At 42.6% G+C, this 19,567-nt stretch carries 13 protein-coding genes; 4 read left to right on the top strand and 9 right to left on the bottom strand.

Annotation, left to right across the window (positions count from 1 at the left end):
- Positions 1 to 37: 37 nt before the first annotated feature.
- Positions 38 to 1,687: a SulP family inorganic anion transporter gene (locus tag RM544_RS04955; RefSeq protein WP_311360644.1), complete on the top strand. Its 1,650-nt coding sequence runs from the start codon at positions 38 to 40 to the stop codon at positions 1,685 to 1,687.
- 63 nt (positions 1,688 to 1,750) lie between these two features.
- On the opposite strand, the gene greA is transcribed toward RM544_RS04955, so the two are convergent.
- The 4 genes from greA to dapB all read right to left on the bottom strand — a co-directional run bounded on the left by greA (position 1,751) and on the right by dapB (position 7,985).
- The gene (greA, locus tag RM544_RS04960) at positions 1,751 to 2,227 is read right to left on the bottom strand and encodes a transcription elongation factor GreA (protein ID WP_311360645.1); all 477 of its coding nucleotides are present in this window, start codon (positions 2,225 to 2,227) and stop codon (positions 1,751 to 1,753) included.
- 224 nt (positions 2,228 to 2,451) lie between these two features.
- Positions 2,452 to 5,673, bottom strand: coding sequence for a carbamoyl-phosphate synthase large subunit (gene carB, locus RM544_RS04965; RefSeq protein ID WP_311360646.1), 3,222 nt, complete (start codon positions 5,671 to 5,673; stop codon positions 2,452 to 2,454).
- A 17-nt stretch (positions 5,674 to 5,690) separates the two neighbouring features.
- Positions 5,691 to 6,830, bottom strand: a complete 1,140-nt coding sequence (carA, locus tag RM544_RS04970) for a glutamine-hydrolyzing carbamoyl-phosphate synthase small subunit (RefSeq protein WP_311360647.1) — start codon at positions 6,828 to 6,830, stop codon at positions 5,691 to 5,693.
- Between the two features lie 351 nt (positions 6,831 to 7,181).
- Entirely contained in the window at positions 7,182 to 7,985 is an 804-nt protein-coding gene (dapB, locus tag RM544_RS04975; RefSeq protein ID WP_311360648.1) for a 4-hydroxy-tetrahydrodipicolinate reductase, read from the bottom strand.
- Between the two features lie 187 nt (positions 7,986 to 8,172).
- Between dapB and RM544_RS04980 the strand changes: the two genes are divergently transcribed.
- The gene (locus RM544_RS04980; RefSeq protein WP_311360649.1) at positions 8,173 to 8,871 is read left to right on the top strand and encodes a cytochrome b/b6 domain-containing protein; all 699 of its coding nucleotides are present in this window, start codon (positions 8,173 to 8,175) and stop codon (positions 8,869 to 8,871) included.
- Between the two features lie 432 nt (positions 8,872 to 9,303).
- On the opposite strand, the gene RM544_RS04985 is transcribed toward RM544_RS04980, so the two are convergent.
- The 4 genes from RM544_RS04985 to grpE all read right to left on the bottom strand — a co-directional run bounded on the left by RM544_RS04985 (position 9,304) and on the right by grpE (position 13,907).
- The gene (locus RM544_RS04985) at positions 9,304 to 9,771 is read right to left on the bottom strand and encodes a c-type cytochrome (RefSeq protein WP_311360650.1); all 468 of its coding nucleotides are present in this window, start codon (positions 9,769 to 9,771) and stop codon (positions 9,304 to 9,306) included.
- 153 nt (positions 9,772 to 9,924) lie between these two features.
- Entirely contained in the window at positions 9,925 to 11,043 is a 1,119-nt protein-coding gene (gene dnaJ, locus RM544_RS04990) for a molecular chaperone DnaJ (RefSeq protein WP_311360651.1), read from the bottom strand.
- Positions 11,044 to 11,263: 220 nt separating this feature from the next.
- On the bottom strand, positions 11,264 to 13,189 hold the full coding sequence (gene dnaK / locus RM544_RS04995) for a molecular chaperone DnaK (RefSeq protein ID WP_311360652.1): 1,926 nt from the start codon (positions 13,187 to 13,189) through the stop codon (positions 11,264 to 11,266).
- A 94-nt stretch (positions 13,190 to 13,283) separates the two neighbouring features.
- Positions 13,284 to 13,907 (bottom strand): nucleotide exchange factor GrpE, encoded by a 624-nt coding sequence (grpE, locus tag RM544_RS05000; RefSeq protein WP_311360653.1) that lies wholly within the window; start codon positions 13,905 to 13,907, stop codon positions 13,284 to 13,286.
- A gap of 272 nt (positions 13,908 to 14,179) precedes the next feature.
- Here grpE and RM544_RS05005 point away from each other — a divergent pair, with 272 nt between their 5' ends.
- Together RM544_RS05005 and RM544_RS05010 are read left to right on the top strand one after the other, a co-directional pair.
- Complete coding sequence (locus RM544_RS05005) at positions 14,180 to 17,557, top strand: PAS domain-containing hybrid sensor histidine kinase/response regulator (protein WP_311360654.1); 3,378 nt, start codon at positions 14,180 to 14,182, stop codon at positions 17,555 to 17,557.
- A gap of 151 nt (positions 17,558 to 17,708) precedes the next feature.
- Entirely contained in the window at positions 17,709 to 18,809 is a 1,101-nt protein-coding gene (locus tag RM544_RS05010; RefSeq protein WP_311360655.1) for a GGDEF domain-containing protein, read from the top strand.
- Here the strand turns inward: RM544_RS05010 and RM544_RS05015 are convergent.
- The gene (locus RM544_RS05015; protein ID WP_311360656.1) at positions 18,806 to 19,438 is read right to left on the bottom strand and encodes a response regulator; all 633 of its coding nucleotides are present in this window, start codon (positions 19,436 to 19,438) and stop codon (positions 18,806 to 18,808) included. The genes RM544_RS05010 and RM544_RS05015 overlap by 4 nt on opposite strands.
- Positions 19,439 to 19,567 lie beyond the last annotated feature (129 nt).

Consider the following 19,567-nt stretch of genomic DNA (forward strand, 5'->3'; position numbering starts at 1 on the left):
TGCCAAAATATAAGAACAATAATGATAGGTGATTTACGTGCAGATTTTTAACACCATAAACCGCTCCAACCTGAGAGGCGATATCCTTGGGGGTGTCACTGCAGCGATTGTCTCGCTGCCTCTCGCTTTAACCTTTGGTGTTGCCTCAGGTGTAGGTCCTGAAGCCGGTTTATACGGTGCCATTATCATCGGTCTCTTTGCATCTCTATTTGGTGGCACACCCACACTGATATCTGAGCCAACAGGCCCTATGACAGTCATCATGGCAGCGGTAGTGACTACGTTGATAGCGGACAATCCTGATAACGGCCTTGCGATGGCATTTACGGTAGTCATGATCGCAGGCTTAACGCAAATAGCGTTTGGTGTAATGAAGTTAGGTAAATACATCACTATGATGCCCTACAGCGTCATATCTGGGTTTATGTCAGGCATTGGCTGTATCCTTATCGTAATGCAGCTAGCCCCCGCGATGGGTTCCGCTGCGCCAAGTGGAGGTGTTAGTGGCACACTGACCTCTCTGCCTGAGATTATTTCAAATATAAGCTTTGTTGAGTTAGGCATGGCGCTGGCCACCATTGCGATTTTATTCCTCACTCCGAAGAAGTTAAAAAATATTCTGCCTCCACAACTGATCGCGCTTGTCATGATTTCGATTGTGTCAGTGATATTTTTTCAATCTGTAGATATTCGCCGGATTGGTGAAATTAATGTTAGTTTGCCATCTCTCGTTCTCCCTGAGTTCACACCTGAACAAATTAAAACCATGGTCTTGGATGGTATCGTGCTTGGAATGCTTGGTTGCATCGACTCTATGCTGACGTCGGTGATTGCCGACAACCTGACACGCAGCGAACACAAATCCGATAAAGAACTTATTGGACAAGGCGTCGGTAACATGATGTCTGGGCTTTTTGGCGGCTTACCAGGTGCTGGCGCGACAATGGGTACAGTAGTTAATATTCAAGCTGGGGCGAAAACCGCGCTATCCGGCTTAGTCAGAGTGTCTGTGCTAGTGGTAGCTATCTTTGGTGCCTCTGGTTTGATATCAGTCATCCCTATTGCGGTGCTTGCTGGTATTGCAGTGAAAGTTGGCATAGACATCCTTGACTGGAGCTTCATTAAACGCGCTCACAAGGTTTCTAAGCAGTCTTCTCTTATCATGTATGCTGTTTTGTTACTTACTGTCTTTGTCGACCTTGTGGTTGCTGTAGGTATCGGAGTGTTCATTGCTAATATTATTACGATAGAAAAGCTCAGTGCATCACAAGCCAAAAACATTAAAGCGATTAGTGATGTTGATGGTCGCCTGCCCTTAACCATAGAACAGCGACAACTATTGAATAAAGCCAACGGTGAGATACTGTTCTTCTACCTGAGCGGCACGATGATATTTGGCGTATCCAAAGCACTCTCTCGCGAACTCAGCAGTATGACGGAGCATAAAGTGATTATTATCGACTTGAGCGATGTCTCGTTTCTAGATGACACAATAGCGTTAGCAATCGAGAACTTGATCAAAGATGCTAATCAACTAGAAAAACACATTATTATGTTGGTGAAGCAAGACAGTTCTAAAAAGAAACTGCAAAAGATGGGCTTTACTGAAATACTTCCGCCAGATGCTTTTGTACAAAATCGTACTGAAGCACTGACGAAAGCGACTGAATGGTTAGGGCACCATTAACGAGTAAAAACTTGTGGGGGCCCCAATGTAGATAAGGGGCCAAATAAAGGTTTACATAAGGGCTTAGATATATTCGACTTCGATAATTTCGAACTCTACTGCACCCTTTGGTGTTTGGATCGTGACTACGTCATCGAGTTCTTTACCAATCAAACCACGTGCGATTGGCGAATTTACTGAAATCAATTGGTTCTTAATATCAGACTCATCGTCACCGACAATTTTATAAGTAATCTCTTCTTCATTCTCAGTATTTAATACTGTCACTGTTGTGCCAAAAATGACTTTACCTGTGTTTGGCATTTTAGTGACGTCAATAATTTGAGCATTCGACAGTTTGCCTTCAATATCTTGGATACGACCTTCACAGAAACTTTGTTGCTCTCTGGCAGCATGATATTCAGCATTCTCTTTCAAATCACCATGTTCGCGCGCGTCTGCAATAGACTTCACGATTTCAGGACGTTTTACCGACTTTAGTTCTTTTAATTCTTGGCGCAACATCTCTGCACCATGCGCAGTCATTGGATATGTAGTCATGTATCTACTCTTTAATTATTCTATTTGTTTGATTGGACGAGTGAGTTTCTCACTGTTGTCTATAACTCTTAATACTAGGTTAGTTTCATATTAGTATCAAAATAGACAAAAATGCGCCAGTGAAGGCGCATTTTTCATTTTTAGCTCTAGTTGCCATGATAACCTATTTTGAAAAAGTCAAAAACAGCTATCTGCTATAGCGCATCAAGATAAACGATATCTTGTTAAGCATTCACACGTTGATGCAATTCTTGAACAGAGCTTACATTCACTTTGGCATCTGCTGTTCGTGCACGTATTGTGGCAAAAGCAGCGTTAAGTGTTGTGGTATAGCTCATTTTGTTTAACAGTGCTTCGCGGCGAATATAGACTGAGTCAGTTATCGCTTGGCGTCCCTCTGTTGTGTTGACTACGTAACAGTACTCACCATTTTTTATCGCATCTACGATATTTGGACGGCCTTCAGATAGCTTATTAACGATACCGCACTCAACACCATGATCACGCAAGAAAGACGCTGTTCCTTTGGTCGCTTCGACAGTAAAACCTTGCTCTATCATTTCCCGAGCCAAACCTATTAGGCGTTGTTTGTCGTTATTTCTAACTGACAATAGCACTTTACCCTCTACCGGTAATGGTGCTGATGCGCCTAAGTTCGCTTTAGCATAGGCTTCATCAAAGCCATTACCTACACCCATGACTTCGCCTGTTGAGCGCATTTCAGGGCCTAAGAGAGGATCGACACCTTGGAACTTAGCAAAAGGTAGCACAACCTCTTTTACCGAGAAAAACGGAGGTATGATTTCTTTGGTCACGCCTTGAGAAGCTAAACTAGTGCCAGCCATTGCTCTTGCAGCAACTTTAGCTAGCGGCACACCGGTCGCTTTAGACACAAATGGAACTGTTCTTGCCGCTCTGGGGTTTACCTCAATCAGATACACTTCGTTGTCTTTGATAGCAAACTGGGTATTCATCAAACCAACGACCTCAAGCTCTAAGGCCATTTCGGTCACTTGCTTACGCATCACATCTTGAATCTCTTCAGACAAGGTATACGGAGGTAAACTACATGCTGAATCACCCGAGTGAACACCTGCTTGTTCAATGTGTTCCATGATGCCGCCAATCACAACTTCTTTGCCATCACAAATCGCATCAATGTCTACTTCAATAGCGTCATCTAGGAAGCGATCTAAGAGCACTGGGCTGTCATTGGAAACCTTAACCGCTTCGTTCAAATAACGACGTAAGTCTTTTAGGTCATAAACAATTTCCATGGCACGGCCACCAAGAACATATGAAGGACGAACCACTAATGGAAAGCCAATTTCAGTCGCTCTCTCAAGCGCCTCTTCCATATTGCTAACCGTTGCATTCGCTGGCTGCTTCAAACCTAGTTTGTTAACCATATGCTGAAAGCGTTCACGATCTTCTGCTCGGTCAATCGCGTCAGGAGACGTACCAATAATCGGTACACCGTTTTCTTTCAGTGCGCGAGCCAATTTAAGCGGCGTTTGTCCGCCATATTGCACAATGACCCCTTTTGGTTTTTCAACCCTAACGATTTCCAGCACATCTTCTAAGGTGACGGGCTCAAAGTAGAGCCTATCAGATGTGTCGTAGTCGGTAGAAACAGTCTCAGGGTTACAGTTAACCATAATCGTTTCGTAACCATCTTCACGCATGGCAAGTGCCGCATGTACACAACAATAATCGAACTCAATACCTTGTCCAATTCTGTTTGGACCGCCACCTAAGACCATTATCTTATCGCGATCTGACGGTTGTGATTCACACTCTTCATCGTATGTGCTGTACATGTAAGCTGTTGAAGTACTAAATTCTGCAGCACAAGTATCAACGCGTTTATATACCGGCAATATATCAAACTTATTGCGCATATCTCTCACGTCACTTTCAGCAACATTCGTAAGCTCAGCAATCCTAGCGTCTGCAAAACCCTTACGCTTCAGCGTGCGCATTAATTGTTGATCAATTTCTGACAGGCCGATACGCTCAATTAATTGCTCGAGTTGCACGATTTCTTCTAGCTGTACAAGGTACCAACGGTCGATGTTAGTTAACGCGAATATTTCTTCAACGGACATGCCCATTCTAAAAGCATCACCGATATACCAAATGCGTTCAGCACCTGGCTCACGCAATTCATAAATCAGTTTATTTTTCGCTTCAGGGTCATTCAAATCAAGGATGGGATTCAAACCAGACACACCGACTTCCAATCCTCGTAAAGCCTTTTGTAAAGACTCTTGTTGGTTGCGACCAATCGCCATGACTTCACCAACAGACTTCATCTGAGTGGTCAGTCTATCGTTTGAGCCAGCAAACTTTTCGAAATTGAAACGCGGTATTTTGGTCACAACATAGTCAATTGCAGGTTCGAAGGATGCAGGTGTTAGGCCGCCAGTAATATCATTTGCTAACTCATCCAAAGTAAAGCCAACTGCCAGTTTCGCTGCAATTTTTGCAATTGGGAAGCCAGTCGCTTTTGATGCTAGTGCTGATGAGCGCGACACACGTGGGTTCATCTCGATGATGACCATGCGGCCTGTATCTGGACACACGCCGAACTGTACGTTTGAACCGCCAGTTTCAACGCCGATTTCACGCAATACTGCCATAGCGGCATTCCGCATAATCTGAAACTCTTTATCAGTTAAGGTTTGTGCAGGAGCGACTGTGATTGAATCCCCGGTATGCACGCCCATTGGGTCAAAGTTTTCAATTGTACAAACGATGATACAGTTGTCCGCTTTATCGCGTACAACTTCCATCTCGTATTCTTTCCAACCGATTAATGATTCGTCAATAAGCAGTTCGGAAGTGGGTGATAAATCAAGGCCGCGAGTACAAATTTCAGTGAATTCGTCTTTGTTATACGCAATTCCGCCGCCCGTGCCGCCCATTGTAAAAGACGGTCTAATGATACACGGGAAACCGATGCGGGTGGATACGTCGTAAGCTTGCTCTAATGTATGCGCAATCTCAGCACGAGGACATTCTAGCCCAATGGATTTCATTGCTTTATCGAATCGCTCTCGGTCTTCGGCTTTATCGATAGCATCCGCCGATGCTCCAATTAGCTCTACATTGAACTCTTTGAGAACACCATGCTTATTTAAGTCGAGTGCACAATTAAGGGCTGTTTGACCGCCCATCGTTGGCAATACTGCATCCGGGCGTTCTTTGGCAATAATATTACGAACAACTTCCCACTGAATTGGCTCTATGTATGTGGCGTCAGCCATCTCAGGATCGGTCATTATTGTTGCTGGGTTAGAGTTTACCAAGATAACTCGGTAACCCTCTTCTCTTAGGGCTTTACACGCTTGAGCACCAGAATAGTCAAACTCGCAAGCTTGACCAATAACAATAGGTCCAGCGCCAAGAATTAAGATACTCTTGAGGTCGGTACGTTTTGGCATAGTCTTTATTCCTACTGTTAAGCTTGAGTTTTAGATTGAACGATTAAGTCTATGAACTTGTCGAATAAGGGCGCAGCATCATGAGGACCTGGGCTCGCTTCTGGGTGACCTTGGAAGCTAAATGCCGGTTTATCTGTGCGTTCAATACCTTGTAATGACTTATCAAATAAAGACACGTGAGTGACTTTAACGTTTTCGGGTAGTGAGGATTCTTGTACGGCAAAACCATGATTTTGACTGGTGATCATTACCACATCTCGAGCCAGGTCTTTCACTGGATGATTTGCGCCATGATGGCCAAACTTCATCTTTTCAGTGTTCGCGCCACTTGCCAATGCAAGTAATTGATGACCGAGACATATCCCAAAGATTGGAATACCTTTATCTAAGAATACTTTTATCGCTTCAATTGCATAAGTACATGGCTCGGGATCGCCAGGGCCGTTTGATAAAAAGATACCATCGGGATTTAGCGCAAGGACATCGTCGGCGCTAGTTTCAGCAGGTACTAAGCTTAGCTTGCAACCTCGGTCAACTAACATTCTTAAAATGTTGCTTTTGGCGCCAAAGTCGTAAGCGACAACGTGATAAGGCAAGTCGGTTTTGTTAGTCGCATAACCTTTACCTAGTTCCCATGAACCATCAACCCATTGTGTTTTTTCGGTGCGTGAAACGACTTTTGCGAGATCCATTCCTTTTAAACCAGGAAATGCTTTCGCTTGTTCTAAAGCATCGCTTTGTGACAGCGCATCGGCCGAGACAATACAGCCGCGTTGAGCACCCTTGTCTCGTAAAATCCGAGTTAATCTTCGCGTATCAATATCTGCAATCGCGACAATATTATTGTCACTTAAATAGTCAGAAAGAGATTTTTCACTGCGGAAGTTGCTAGCAATTAAGGGCAAGTCTCTAATGACAAGGCCTTTGGCCCAGATTTTATCAGATTCAATATCTTCGGAGTTTGTTCCGGTGTTACCTATATGAGGGTAAGTGAGTGTGATGATTTGTTCGGCGTATGAAGGGTCAGTAAGAATTTCCTGGTATCCAGTCATGGATGTATTAAAGACAACTTCTCCAACACTGTAACCAGAAGCGCCAATGGAAGTACCGTTGAAAACAGAACCATCTTCAAGCACTAAAAGGGCAGAAATAGCCAAGTCAACCTCCTAAAAGTAAAGGTAACAAGGGAAATAGCGGCGAAACACCATTATTTCCGAAAAATACGATAAATCAGTGATTAAACTGTACTTTATCGAAGCTTCTTCGCGTTGTTTTGCATTCTCAATGCAGTCACGTTGACTCGCGTCCACGGCTAAAATTGCCATGTGTGCGTGCTTTCGTCCTGCGCGAAATTGCAAATTAGTGGCAAATTCCGATGAGTATATATGAACGAGAGCGATTGATCTATTTTTTTCTGAAATTTACTTAGTAAACATCAAAAAATGCGGACTTAGGCATGATTTCATGCTTAAACACTTAAAACAAGCAGATTAATCACTCTTAATGGCTTACTTTAAATTGAGCACTTCTTGCATCGTATACAAGCCTGCCGGTTTGTCCTTTAACCAGCCCGCGGCTTTCAAAGCACCGTTGGCAAAGGTCAATCGGCTAGATGCCTTATGAGTTAACTCAATCCTTTCGCCAATCGCGGCAAATATTGCGGTATGTTCACCGACGATATCTCCAGCTCTTACCGTGCTAAAACCAATTGTTTCAAGCTTCCGCTCGCCGGTATCTCCTTCTCGCCCATAAACAGCACATTGTTTAAGGTCGCGACCTAATTCATCGGCAATCGCTTCGCCAATCGCCATTGCAGTTCCTGAAGGCGCATCCTTCTTGAAACGATGGTGAGCTTCAACGATTTCAATATCAGCGTTATGCCCCATAACTGCGCTAGTTTGCTTGGCTAAACTAAGCAACAAGTTTACGCCTACACTGTAGTTTGCAGCGAACACAATCGGGATGGATTTGGCAGCTTCGTCGATTAGGGCTAAGCCACTTTCGTCTAAGCCTGTTGTGCCGATCACGATAGGTTTACTGTGTTTTACACACCAAGCTAAATTATCTGCCAGCGCCTCTGGTAGTGTAAAATCGATGACTACATCTGCTATATCAGAGGGCTTGTGCTGGTTCTCGCAAATTGCAATATATTGTTTTGCGATACCGGCTAACTCACCCGCATCAATTCCAACGAAACTAGAACCATTGCGCACACTCGCAAAACCGAGAGAAACATCGGTATGTTGATAACATGCATCAATTAATACACGCCCCATTCTTCCATTAGCACCTAATACACCAATTTTAGTCAAATCTTTATCCTCACAGTATTATTAACGCAATTATCCACGAAAGGACCGCATGTGAACACCCAATAAACACAAAATGAACAATTTTTTGAGCGCCAATTTGAATTAATTGACCTAAATAGAAGAATTGATTGAGCAAGTTCGATTGAATCCTTACACTATTGTTTTTTGTTCATACAACAGAGGGAATATGACAGTTTACGTTTGGGATTTTCCAACTCGCATTTTTCATTGGCTGTTAGTAGCAACCTTAGTATCGCAATATCTAACGGTTGAAGTGTTAGACAATGCCATCCAATGGCACTTCTATGGTGGTTATTTCATGATGGGACTCATCATATTCAGACTACTTTGGGGGATTATGGGTGCTTATTACGCGCGTTTCTCTGCATTTATAGTATCGCCTGCTGTTGCCCTCACTTATGCAAAGTCTTTAAATACCTCGCACTATAAAGCTAGCTTAGGCCACAATCCTCTGGGCGCGTATTCTATTATTTTTGTCCTGACTGCACTTATCACTCAAACTATCAGTGGTTTGTTTGTTAGTGATGATATTTTTGACTCTGGCCCCTATTATTCTGCAGTTTCAGCCTCTACTCAAGATATTATGAATTGGTTGCATCACAACTTGTTTAATGCCATTTGGGTGTTTTTGGTCTTGCATATCGGCGCGATGATTTTTTACAAGTTTAAGATGAAGCAAGATTTAGTGAAAAGCATGCTCAGCGGTTATAAAAAAATAAATGACTCAAATAATGAATCTAGTGAGCCTATTGATACTCAAAATTTTTGGCTACGCGCTTTTATATTTGCCGGATTATCTGCAGGCTTGGTGTATATGATAGTGGTCGTGCTTGCGCCAGAAGCCAGTGACGAGTTTTATTACTAATATAAGTACTGTTCTAGTGACTTATCATCGAACAAAAAAAACAGCCGAGCAAGGCCTGCTCGGCTGTTCATTTTCTAAAAGTGACTTTTAGTTACTTGTTGTTTGTAATGTCTAAAAGAACATGTTCGCTTGTGAGATTGTTAAACCATATAGAATAGTCAATCCCACCGCCAACGCTGTTTGTTTTAAAGCATGTTTTGACATAATAGCCAATCCTTTTATTTTTTTTATTAGGATTAAGCACTATTAACTTCCATTTACTACTTCGCTTCTCTCAGGGTACAGAGGAGCGCTTGTTACATACTTGTAAAGACTCTCAGTAGCAATAGCACTGAAACGATTCTGAACTTCTCCCAAAAAGCCATCATCGTTAACAAGATTGTTACATATTATAAAGTAAAAGCAAACGCTACTTTGGTCTAAGAACTCAATTTAGTCCGTTTTGTATTTGTCATGACAAGCTTTACAAGTACTTCCAACTGAACCGATAGCAGCGCGAAATTTAGCTTCATCACCGGCTGCGGCAACACTTTGCAAGGACTTGGCTGCATCAACCATATCTTGTGCTTTGGCATTAAAGTCGGCCATGTTCTCCCAGATATCATCTGCAGCTTCTGTTTTTATACTAAATTTGCGAGTATCAGTTTCGAAATAGTCCGGCATCATCATGCCAAGTTGTTCTATACGTAATCCATATTTTTGCATTGCATCAGCGTCATAAGGTATTTGTCCTTTAGCCATACCGCCAAGAGGACCCATGTTGCTTCTTACTAATTGTAAAAGAGCTTGGCGAAATTCTGCGGATGTTTTCGCTTGTTTCTCTGAACTAGCCTCTTTGCTTATTGCAGTACCTGTAAAAAGTGTGGCTAAGATGGCAATCGCCGACAGCGTTTTTCTCATGATAATTCCCTATTGATAATGATTAGAAACATTGCACTCTTGGGTGCAATTAAGATTATAACGTGCTCGAACTAAATAATAGACCATTTCCATAGTGTCGGTAAAAAAAACGCCTATCTTTTCAGATAAGCGTTTGATTAGGTGTTTTGATTGTTACTTAGTTAAATCGTCAAAGAACTTTTTAACCCCGTCAAAGAACCCCTGTTCCTTTGGTCGATGTTTACCACCACCTAAGCTGGCATCAAACTCTTCCAACATTTCTCTTTGTTTAGTCGACAAGTTTACTGGCGTCTCTATCACAACCTTACACATAAGGTCGCCGACACTTCCGCTTCGAACAGACTTAACGCCTTTGCCTCGTAAACGGAACATCTTGCCGGTTTGAGTTTCAGGTGTAATTTTTAATTTAACCTTACCATCTAAGGTCGGCACTTCAATTTCACCGCCAAGTGCCGCTGTTGCAAAACCTAGCGGGACTTCACAGTATAGGTTGTTGCCATCTCTGGCAAAAATATCATGCTCACGAATATGAACCTGAACATATAAGTCACCCGCTGGTGCACCTGTTTCCCCGGCTTCACCTTCGCCAGTTAAACGAATACGATCACCTGTGTCGACGCCTGCAGGCACTTTAACCGACAGTGTTTTCGTTTTTTCTGTGCGGCCCTGACCACGACAAGGTGTACAAGGATCGCTAATAATTTGTCCTTTACCAGAGCATGTTGGACACGTTTGCTGAACGGCGAAGAAACCTTGGCGCATTTGCACCTGACCATTGCCCTTACATGTCGGACAGGTTGTTGGAGAAGAGCCTTTTTTCGCACCTGAGCCGTGACAAACTTCACACTCAACTAAAGTTGGCACTCGAATTTCAACTTCTTTGCCACGCACGGCTTCTTCTAATGACATTTCCAAATTATAACGCAAGTCAGAGCCCTGACGTGCTCGTGATTGACGACCGCGACCACCACCAAAAATATCACCAAATACGTCACCAAATATATCGCCGAAATCGGCGCCATGTCCATGACCACCGCCACGGTTTGGATCAACACCGGCATGTCCGTACTGATCGTAGGCTGCACGCTTTTGGTCATCGGTTAGAATTTCATGAGCTTCTTGAATCTCTTTGAATTTTTCTTCCATACCTTTGTCGCCCTGAGTTCTATCAGGGTGGTATTTCATGGCGAGCTTTTTATAGGCCTTTTTAATAGTGCGCTCATCTGCACTCTTTGGTACGCCTAATACTTCGTAGTAATCTCGTTTGGACATAAATTCAAGGTTTCCTGCTATCTAATCTATTTACATGGATGAAACTATTTTTATAAAGGCTCTTTATTACTATTTGCTGATTCTGAATGGATCTAAGCATTGGGTAAAAAGCATTTATAAAACATCGGTTTAACTAAAATTTTCAGTTAAACCTGATACGAACAAGGCGCAACTCGTCTTCACTCGCTGCGCCTATGTTTATTGAAAAGCGTTAGATGACTTATTTTTTGTCGTCTTTCACTTCTTCAAATTCAGCATCAACGACGTCATCATCAGCTGGAGCTGCTGCACCGTCGTTACCTTCAGGAGCGCCTTGGCCTTCTGCCGCAGCTTTCGCCTGTGCGATTTCCATTAACTTGGTAGATGCTTCCATTAGCGCTTGTACTTTCGCATCGATTTCAGCTTTGTCGTCGCCCTTACGCGCGGTTTCAAGAGCTTCAAGCGCTGCTTCGATAGTCGCTTTATCTTCTTCTGGAAGTGCATCACCAGCTTCTTCAATCTGCGTCTTCGTGCCATGGATCATGCCATCAGCTTGGTTTCTCGCTTGAACGAGTTCTTCAAACTTAGCGTCAGCGTCTTTGTTCGCTTCTGCATCTTGTACCATTTGCTCGATTTCATCATCACTCAAGCCTGAGTTCGCTTTGATCGTAATCTTCTGCTCTTTACCTGTATCTTTATCTTTTGCTGATACATGTAAAATGCCGTCAGCATCGATATCGAAGGTGACTTCAATTTGAGGGGTACCTCTAGATGCTGGACGAATGCCTTCAAGATTAAACTGACCTAAAGACTTGTTGCCTTGGGCTTGCTTACGCTCACCTTGCAGCACATGAACAGTTACCGCAGCTTGATTATCTTCAGCCGTTGAGAACACCTGAGATTTCTTCGTAGGGACGGTGGTATTTTTCTCAATCAATGCCGTCATTACGCCACCCATTGTCTCAATGCCCAGTGACAATGGCGTTACGTCTAACAATAAAACGTCTTTCACGTCACCTGCAAGTACACCACCTTGAATGGCTGCACCAGTCGCTACCGCTTCATCAGGGTTAACGTCTTTACGCGGTTCTTTGCCGAAGAATTCAGTAACATACTTCTGAACAAGCGGCATACGTGTTTGACCACCAACCAAAATAATGTCGTTGATGTCGCTTACTGACAAATCAGCATCAGCTAACGCTTGCTTCAATGGCTGTAGTGACTTTTTCACTAAGTCTTCAACTAAAGATTCTAACTTCGCGCGCGTCACTTTGATAGCTAAATGCTTAGGACCACTCGCATCTGCAGTGATGTATGGCAAGTTCACTTCTGTTTGTTGCGCAGAAGATAATTCAATTTTTGCCTTTTCACCCGCTTCTTTCAGACGCTGCATAGCTAAAGGATCTTTGCGTAAATCGAAACCTTGGTCTTTCTTAAACTCTTCAACAAGATAATTGATCATGCGATTATCGAAGTCTTCACCACCTAGGTGAGTATCACCATTCGTCGCTAGTACTTCAAAAGTGTGCTCGCCATCAGCTTCGTCAATTTCAATGATTGAAATATCGAAAGTACCACCACCAAGGTCATAAACAGCAACGACGCTGTCGCCTTTTTTCTTGTCCATACCGTATGCTAGAGCTGCGGCAGTAGGTTCGTTGATGATGCGCTTCACTTCTAAACCTGCGATGCGGCCTGCATCTTTAGTTGCTTGACGCTGAGCATCATTAAAGTAAGCAGGTACCGTGATAACGGCAGCTGTCACTTCTTCGCCTAAGTAATCTTCGGCTGTCTTCTTCATTTTTTTAAGCACTTCAGCAGAAATCTGTGGAGGTGCCATTTTCTCGCCGTTTGCTTCGACCCAAGCATCACCGTTATCTGCGTTGATGATTTTGAAAGGCATGATATCGATATCACGCTGTACTTCTTCATCTTCAAAACGACGACCAATCAAACGTTTGATTGCGAATAGTGTGTTTTCAGGGTTTGTTACTGCTTGACGTTTCGCAGGCTGACCTACTAAGGTTTCGCCTTCTGAACTGTAGGCAATAATCGACGGAGTTGTACGATCGCCTTCTGCGTTCTCAATAACTTTTGCTTTGTCGCCGTCTAATACTGCGACACATGAATTTGTTGTACCTAAATCGATACCAATGATTCTACCCATTTGTGTGTCTCCAAAAATGTGTTAATGCTCTTTGCATTAATAAGTGGGGTTAATACCCATGTTTTCAATACGTGTTTTAAAAAAATTTACAAGTTTACACTTGTGTATCTACGCCATCACTCGCTGCACGTGACACCATAACCATGGCGGGACGAAGCAAACGACCGTTTAGCGTGTAACCTTTTTGCATGACTGCCATTACGGTATTTGGCGCTAAATCGGCAGACTCTTGCATTGACATCGCTTGGTGAAGTTCTGGGTTAAAAGACTCACCTTGCGGGTCAACCACCTGCATTCCAAACTTTTCAACAGTACTTGTGAATGACTTCAGAGTGAGTTCAACACCCTCAATCACTGGCTTAATGGCATCATTTTCAGCGTCCGCCACTTGCATTGCACGCTCAAGGTTGTCCAATACCGGCAATAATTCGCTAGCAAATTTTTCTAAAGCAAACTTACGTGCTTTATCTACCTCTTGTTCGGCTCTGCGCTTGGCGTTTTCCATGTCTGCGCGGGCACGCAACACTGCATCTTTCTGACCATCAATAGTGCCGTTAGCAATCTCCAACTCAGCCTCAAGCTCAGCGATACGAGCGATGTTGTCATCGTCGTTGATACTCTGCTCAAGCTCATCAGCAGTCATCGTTTGCTCATTTTCGGTCAGCTCTTCGGCGCTAAGCTCTTCAATGTTTTCAGGATTGTTTTTGTCTTCACTCATTACTTTCTCCGCGGATACTTCTTAGTCTTACGTTCAGACGCTTTCTAGGCCGAACTTTATGCATGGCGGATAGATGGGGATAGAATTATGAGCTTCAAGTAAAAAAAACAAAATAACTGCATTTTTTCTCTTTTTTTGCTGCCGTATTCAGTTCAGACTCGGGGAATAACGAAAGTCTGATATCGTTTTCCTAAAAAGTTAGGTAAGTTAACGGCATTCGCTGAAGTCAAGTAACTCAGTGTTAAGTGACATTTTTGTATCAGGAGCACTGTTTGTTTTCGATTTATACCATCGCCTTTATTACACTCTCATACCTAGGGGTGTTGTTTGCCATTGCGTTTTACGGTAATCGCAAAAAGTCGCCCTCTCCTATCGTTTATTCACTTGCTCTAGGTGTACATTGCACATCCTGGGCATTTTTCGGTACAACGACGCAAGCCTCTCAATTCGGTTGGGCATTCGTGCCAACTTACCTAGGCGTTATTCTTGTGATGCTGTTTGCCTTCCCTGTCGTGTGCAAAGTCGCGCGCTTGTGTCGACAATTTAATATTAGTTCTCTGGCCGACTTTATCGGCATTCGATACCAGCACAGTCATTTAATCGCTGGAATTATTACCCTTATTTGCTTTGTTGGTGTCGTCCCCTATATCGCACTACAGCTTGATGCTATTACACTTATGCTCAGCTTAATTACCAAAGATAAGCTAGCTTTTGCGCCTAGTATTGGTTTTTATGTCGTTGCGTTCATGGCTTTGTTTGCCATTATATTTGGTACCCGAACGCTAGACCTTACCGAAAAGCACACAGGCTTAATGTATACGATCGCCTTCGAGTCCATTGTGAAACTCTTAGGTTTACTGATTGTCGGCATTTACGTTTGTTATTATTTGTTCAATGGCTTTTTTGATGTTTTCGTTCAAGCTGCAAAGGAGCCAGCAACCACTGAAATATTGCAGGCAGACTTTTCTGTTTGGATTTTTGTAAGTCACGTCATACTGGGTATTTGCTCGATGTTTTGTTTACCTCGACAGTTTCATATTAATTTTATTGAAAATAATAATGAAACAGAGCTTGTGCTAGCCCGCTGGCTTTTCCCGCTCTTCCTATTAGCGATGTCTATTTTTGTTCTGCCTATCGCACTTGCAGGTAATTTACTACTCGATACCGCTCAATATTCAACAGATAGTTTTGCCCTATCAATTCCCGTTCATTTTGACAATGAACTTGTCGCACTCACCTCTTTCATTGGGGGCTTATCCGGAGCGACAAGCATGGTAATCGTAGCGACTTTAGCTTTAGGCATTATGGTTGCGAACAGTTTAGTCACACCTCTTTGGCTTTCTACTCAAGTCACACCGCATCTGAAAAAAAGCTTAGCGCCTAGCAATATTCTGAGGATCCGCCAGTTTACGGTAATGTTAGTGTTCAGTATTGCCTATTGGTATCACTTAAACATTAGCCAAACAGCACCATTAGTTAAAAGTGGCTTTATTGCATTATCGCTCCTAGCGCAGATGTTTCCTGCTTTAATTATTGGTTTGTATTGGGGTAAAGCAAATAGAAGTGCAGCTTTGTTAAGCACTCTCAGTGGGGCCGGTTTATGGGTCTACTTCATTCTGTATCCAAGTATTTTATCGAGCTACTATTTTAATGAAATTCCGACTGATAGTGAGTTATCTCAGGGATTTTACTTAGCATTTGGCTTCAACATATTAGTATTTGTAGTGGTATCGATGTTCAATCGCCAAGCCCCCTCGGTAATTAACAACCCCTTTCTAATAAGTGACTCTCAACAATCAAAAACGCCTTATCAAATTGTCACTAATGAACTTGAAAGATTGATCGACAAAGTGATCCCCGCGAATTTGTCCGCTGCATTTTCTTCAAGGATCGAGCGCTCCAATGCGAATTTATTGGGTTATGCTGAACCTTCTACCTTGGCGCATGCAGAAAGACTACTTTCATCTCATATCGGTAACGCGGGCGCGAGGATATTGCTTGCGGCTATTTCGACTAATAAGAAGGATGATGTGCATGAGCTTAGTCATTGGGTAGAAGAAGCCTCTCAAAGCTTTCAGTTTAATCATGAATTACTGCAATCCTCGGTTGCGCATATTCCCCAAGGGATAAGTGTAATAAACCAAGAAATGAAATTGATAGCTTGGAACCAGAAATATGTCGATATGTTTGATTACCCTCAACACTTTTTAAAAATTGGTATGCCTATTATCGAGGTGCTCAAATACAATGCGTCGCGTGGTTTAATGAATGGCAAAGAAGATGAAAGGCTGAGTGTCAAAGAGCAGATACAACGTAGAATAGACCACATTAAATCAGGCAGCGCCTATAAGTTTCTGCGTGATAATACCAACGGTAATGTCATCGAAATTGTCGGAAGTCCTCTGCCTGGTGGTGGCTTCGTGACTACCTACAATGATATTAGTGAATACATTCATATCCAACGTGAATTACAGGAGTCTAAGCAAGAGCTAGAAAACCGCGTGGAACAACGAACAGCAGAATTGAATATTGCTAAACTCGATGCAGAGATGGCAAGCACAAGTAAAACCAAGTTTCTCGCAGCCGCGGGGCATGATTTAATGCAACCTTTTAATGCAGCCTCTTTATTTGCATCTATGTTGCATCAAAAAATCCAAGATACTGAAAATAGCGAATTAACAAAAGGCTTGGTGGGTGCGCTAGAAAATGCAGACCAATTACTCTCCATGTTACTTGATATGACAAAATTGGAATCAGGACTAATCAAGCCACATAAACAAGCCATAGACCTAAATGATTTACTGAAAAACTTAGTGAATGAATACCAAGTGCTGGCTCGCCAAAAAGGATTAAACATTCATTATGTGCCAACTAATATATGGGTGATTAGTGATCGACGTTTGCTAAATCGAATCATTCAAAACCTGATCACTAATGCGATTCGTTATACCGACCGCGGAAAGATTCTGGTCGGTGTAAGACGCCGCTCTCTTAACAATGTTGATATATGTGTTTTAGATTCAGGACGAGGTATTGCTGACGAACAAAAGAGTCTTATTTTTGACGAGTTCAAGCAATTAGATAAGCATGAAAACAATCAAGGTTTAGGCCTTGGTTTAACTATCGTTGAAAAAATGAGTGCCTTATTAGAGCACGATATCAAAGTGCGCTCAGAGCTAGGCAAAGGAACGCAATTCCAAGTTCAACTCCAACGAAGCAAGAACAAAAACCCAGTGTCCGCGCCGCTTAATCAAGCAAGTCAAGTTGAAACCTTCCTTGAAGGAAAATATGTCCTTCTCATAGAAAATGAACCACTTATTCAAGCCGCCATGACAACCCTATTTACTGATTGGGGAGCTAGAGTACTTGTTGCACGTGATCACGCTAGCGCTATGGACGCGTATCAGGACAACATAGATATTATCATTGCCGATTATCACTTGGATAACGCAGACAATGGTATTGACGTCTGCAAAGCCGTGCTATCGAGGCAGGATGCCGACGGAGTGGCTCGCTCTATCGTTGTGCTGAGTACAGCAGATAGAAGCCCCGAGCTTAGAGATGAAGCGTCTAATTTAGGTATCATGTTTTTACCTAAACCAGTGAAATCGCTCGCTTTGAAGCGACTACTTGGCAAAGCAATGAAATAATAAGCAGTCTAGGGCCTGTTGTCCTCTGGTGTATGAAACAGAATAAATCTTAGTGACTATAATTTATTCAGGTATACTTGGCGAAAATCCAACATTGGCCTATGATTTTCGCCATTTGAGTACAAGCAGTTAACGGTAACGAGATACCTCAGTGACAACACCACGTTCTAATATCAGCAGTAAGCAGCAAGTCACCCCTTTGGATGCTAGATATCAATACTTGAGTCAAGACCACTCAAATGTTCGTTTGTATTTAACCCTTAGGAATGTGTGTTTCTTAGGTGCTAGTGTACACATTTTATTTATTTTCTTTTTCTTAAGTATTGGTGCTATTTATTTATCGCTCATTAATATACTGAGCGTAAGCACTTGGCTTTTTGCTTTATATAAAAACCATCAAGGTCGATACTTCATCGCCACTATCGTATCGGCAATGGAAATTGTCGTGCATGCGGTGCTCGTCTCTCTTATTTTGGGCTTAAGCATGGGGTTTCATTACTTCCTTTGGCCTGTCGCAGCTCTACTCATGATGTCACCGCTGTTTTCAGCAAAAGTATCCTCAATCATTGGCTTCAGTATCATTAGTTTATTTGGCTTCTTGGAAGTTTATGCTGAACACATTGAATACAGCTTCGCGTATGAAGCCCTTGCGAGCTATGTTCAGATTGGCAACATTATGTTTGCGGCAGTAGGGTTTGTGTTGGTCACCCTGAGTGCTCGCTCAAAGAACGTAAAGACTGAAAAACAGCTATATGAGCTTGCCAATCAAGACGGGTTGACCGAAACCTATAATCGTCGTTTCGTTTATGATCTTGTAGAACAGATGCAGAAAGAACGCCGTCGCTCCAGTTCACTCAATTACACAGCAATGATTTGTGATATCGACGACTTTAAACAAATTACCGACCAACTTGGACACTTAGATGCTGACAAGGTCATTAAAGATGTCGCTGCGTATATTAAGTCTACCGTTAGAGAAACTGATCTGGTTGCGCGTTGGGGTGGAGAGCAATTTTTAATATTATTGATGGATATTGATGCCAAAGGCACCGTGTCTTTAAGTGAAAAAATACGTAAAAATGTGCGCTACCATGTTGACCTAAAGAGCAATACTGACCACATTACGACCTTGAGTATCGGCATTGCTAAAGCCAAAGAGAGTGAAGACTTCGAAGATACCCTCAGGCGGGCAGACATCAGCATGTACAAAGCGAAAAAACTAGGTAAAAACCGTATTATTAACGCCGACTAATCTAGCGCCATGAGTTGTTTGAAAATAACACCAGCTTGAGTTCGGTTGTTTACGTTCAGCTTTTTCAAACAAGCCGATGCATGTTGCTTTACAGTACTTTCTGAAATATTCAATTCATAGGCAATTTGTTTATTTAACAGACCGTCAGCCATCAAACCAAGTACTTTTAATTGATGCGGCGTGAGTTGCTCTATTCGCGTTAACAATGCCTCTTCTTCGTCAAAAGCACCATCCACACTCAGCATTAACTCATTCGGTAGCCATTCCCGACCATCAAGTACTTCAGCAACCGCTTCATTAATCATATCAAGAGATGTCGATTTAGGAATAAAAGCACTCGCACCTAAGGTCAGCGCTTTAGAAATAAGCCGAGGACTTTCTTCGGCTGACACCACAACAATTAATAAGTTGGGGAATTCCGCTCGTATTTGACTTAGGCCGGTTAAACCAGACTTGCCTGGCATCTTTAAATCTAAAAAGATGAGGTCGATATCGTCGTTCGCGGAGAGTGTTGCCAAGGTACTTTCGAAGTCTGCTGATTCAAACAGTTGCTCACCAAATACACCGCCAAGCGCTTGCTTCAGGGCATTTCTAAAGAGTGGATGATCGTCTGCAATAAGTGCTTTCATAATAGGTGGCTAATAGGTAATGCTATTGGAAATTGATAAAGACGTGACAACAGTAATCAAAAGCACACTTTTGTGCAAGAAACAAAAAAGGGGCCGAAGCCCCATAGGACACACAAATAAATCGATGTG

The sequence above is a fragment of the Brumicola blandensis genome (assembly GCF_031846165.1).
Taxonomy (GTDB): domain Bacteria; phylum Pseudomonadota; class Gammaproteobacteria; order Enterobacterales; family Alteromonadaceae; genus Glaciecola; species Glaciecola blandensis.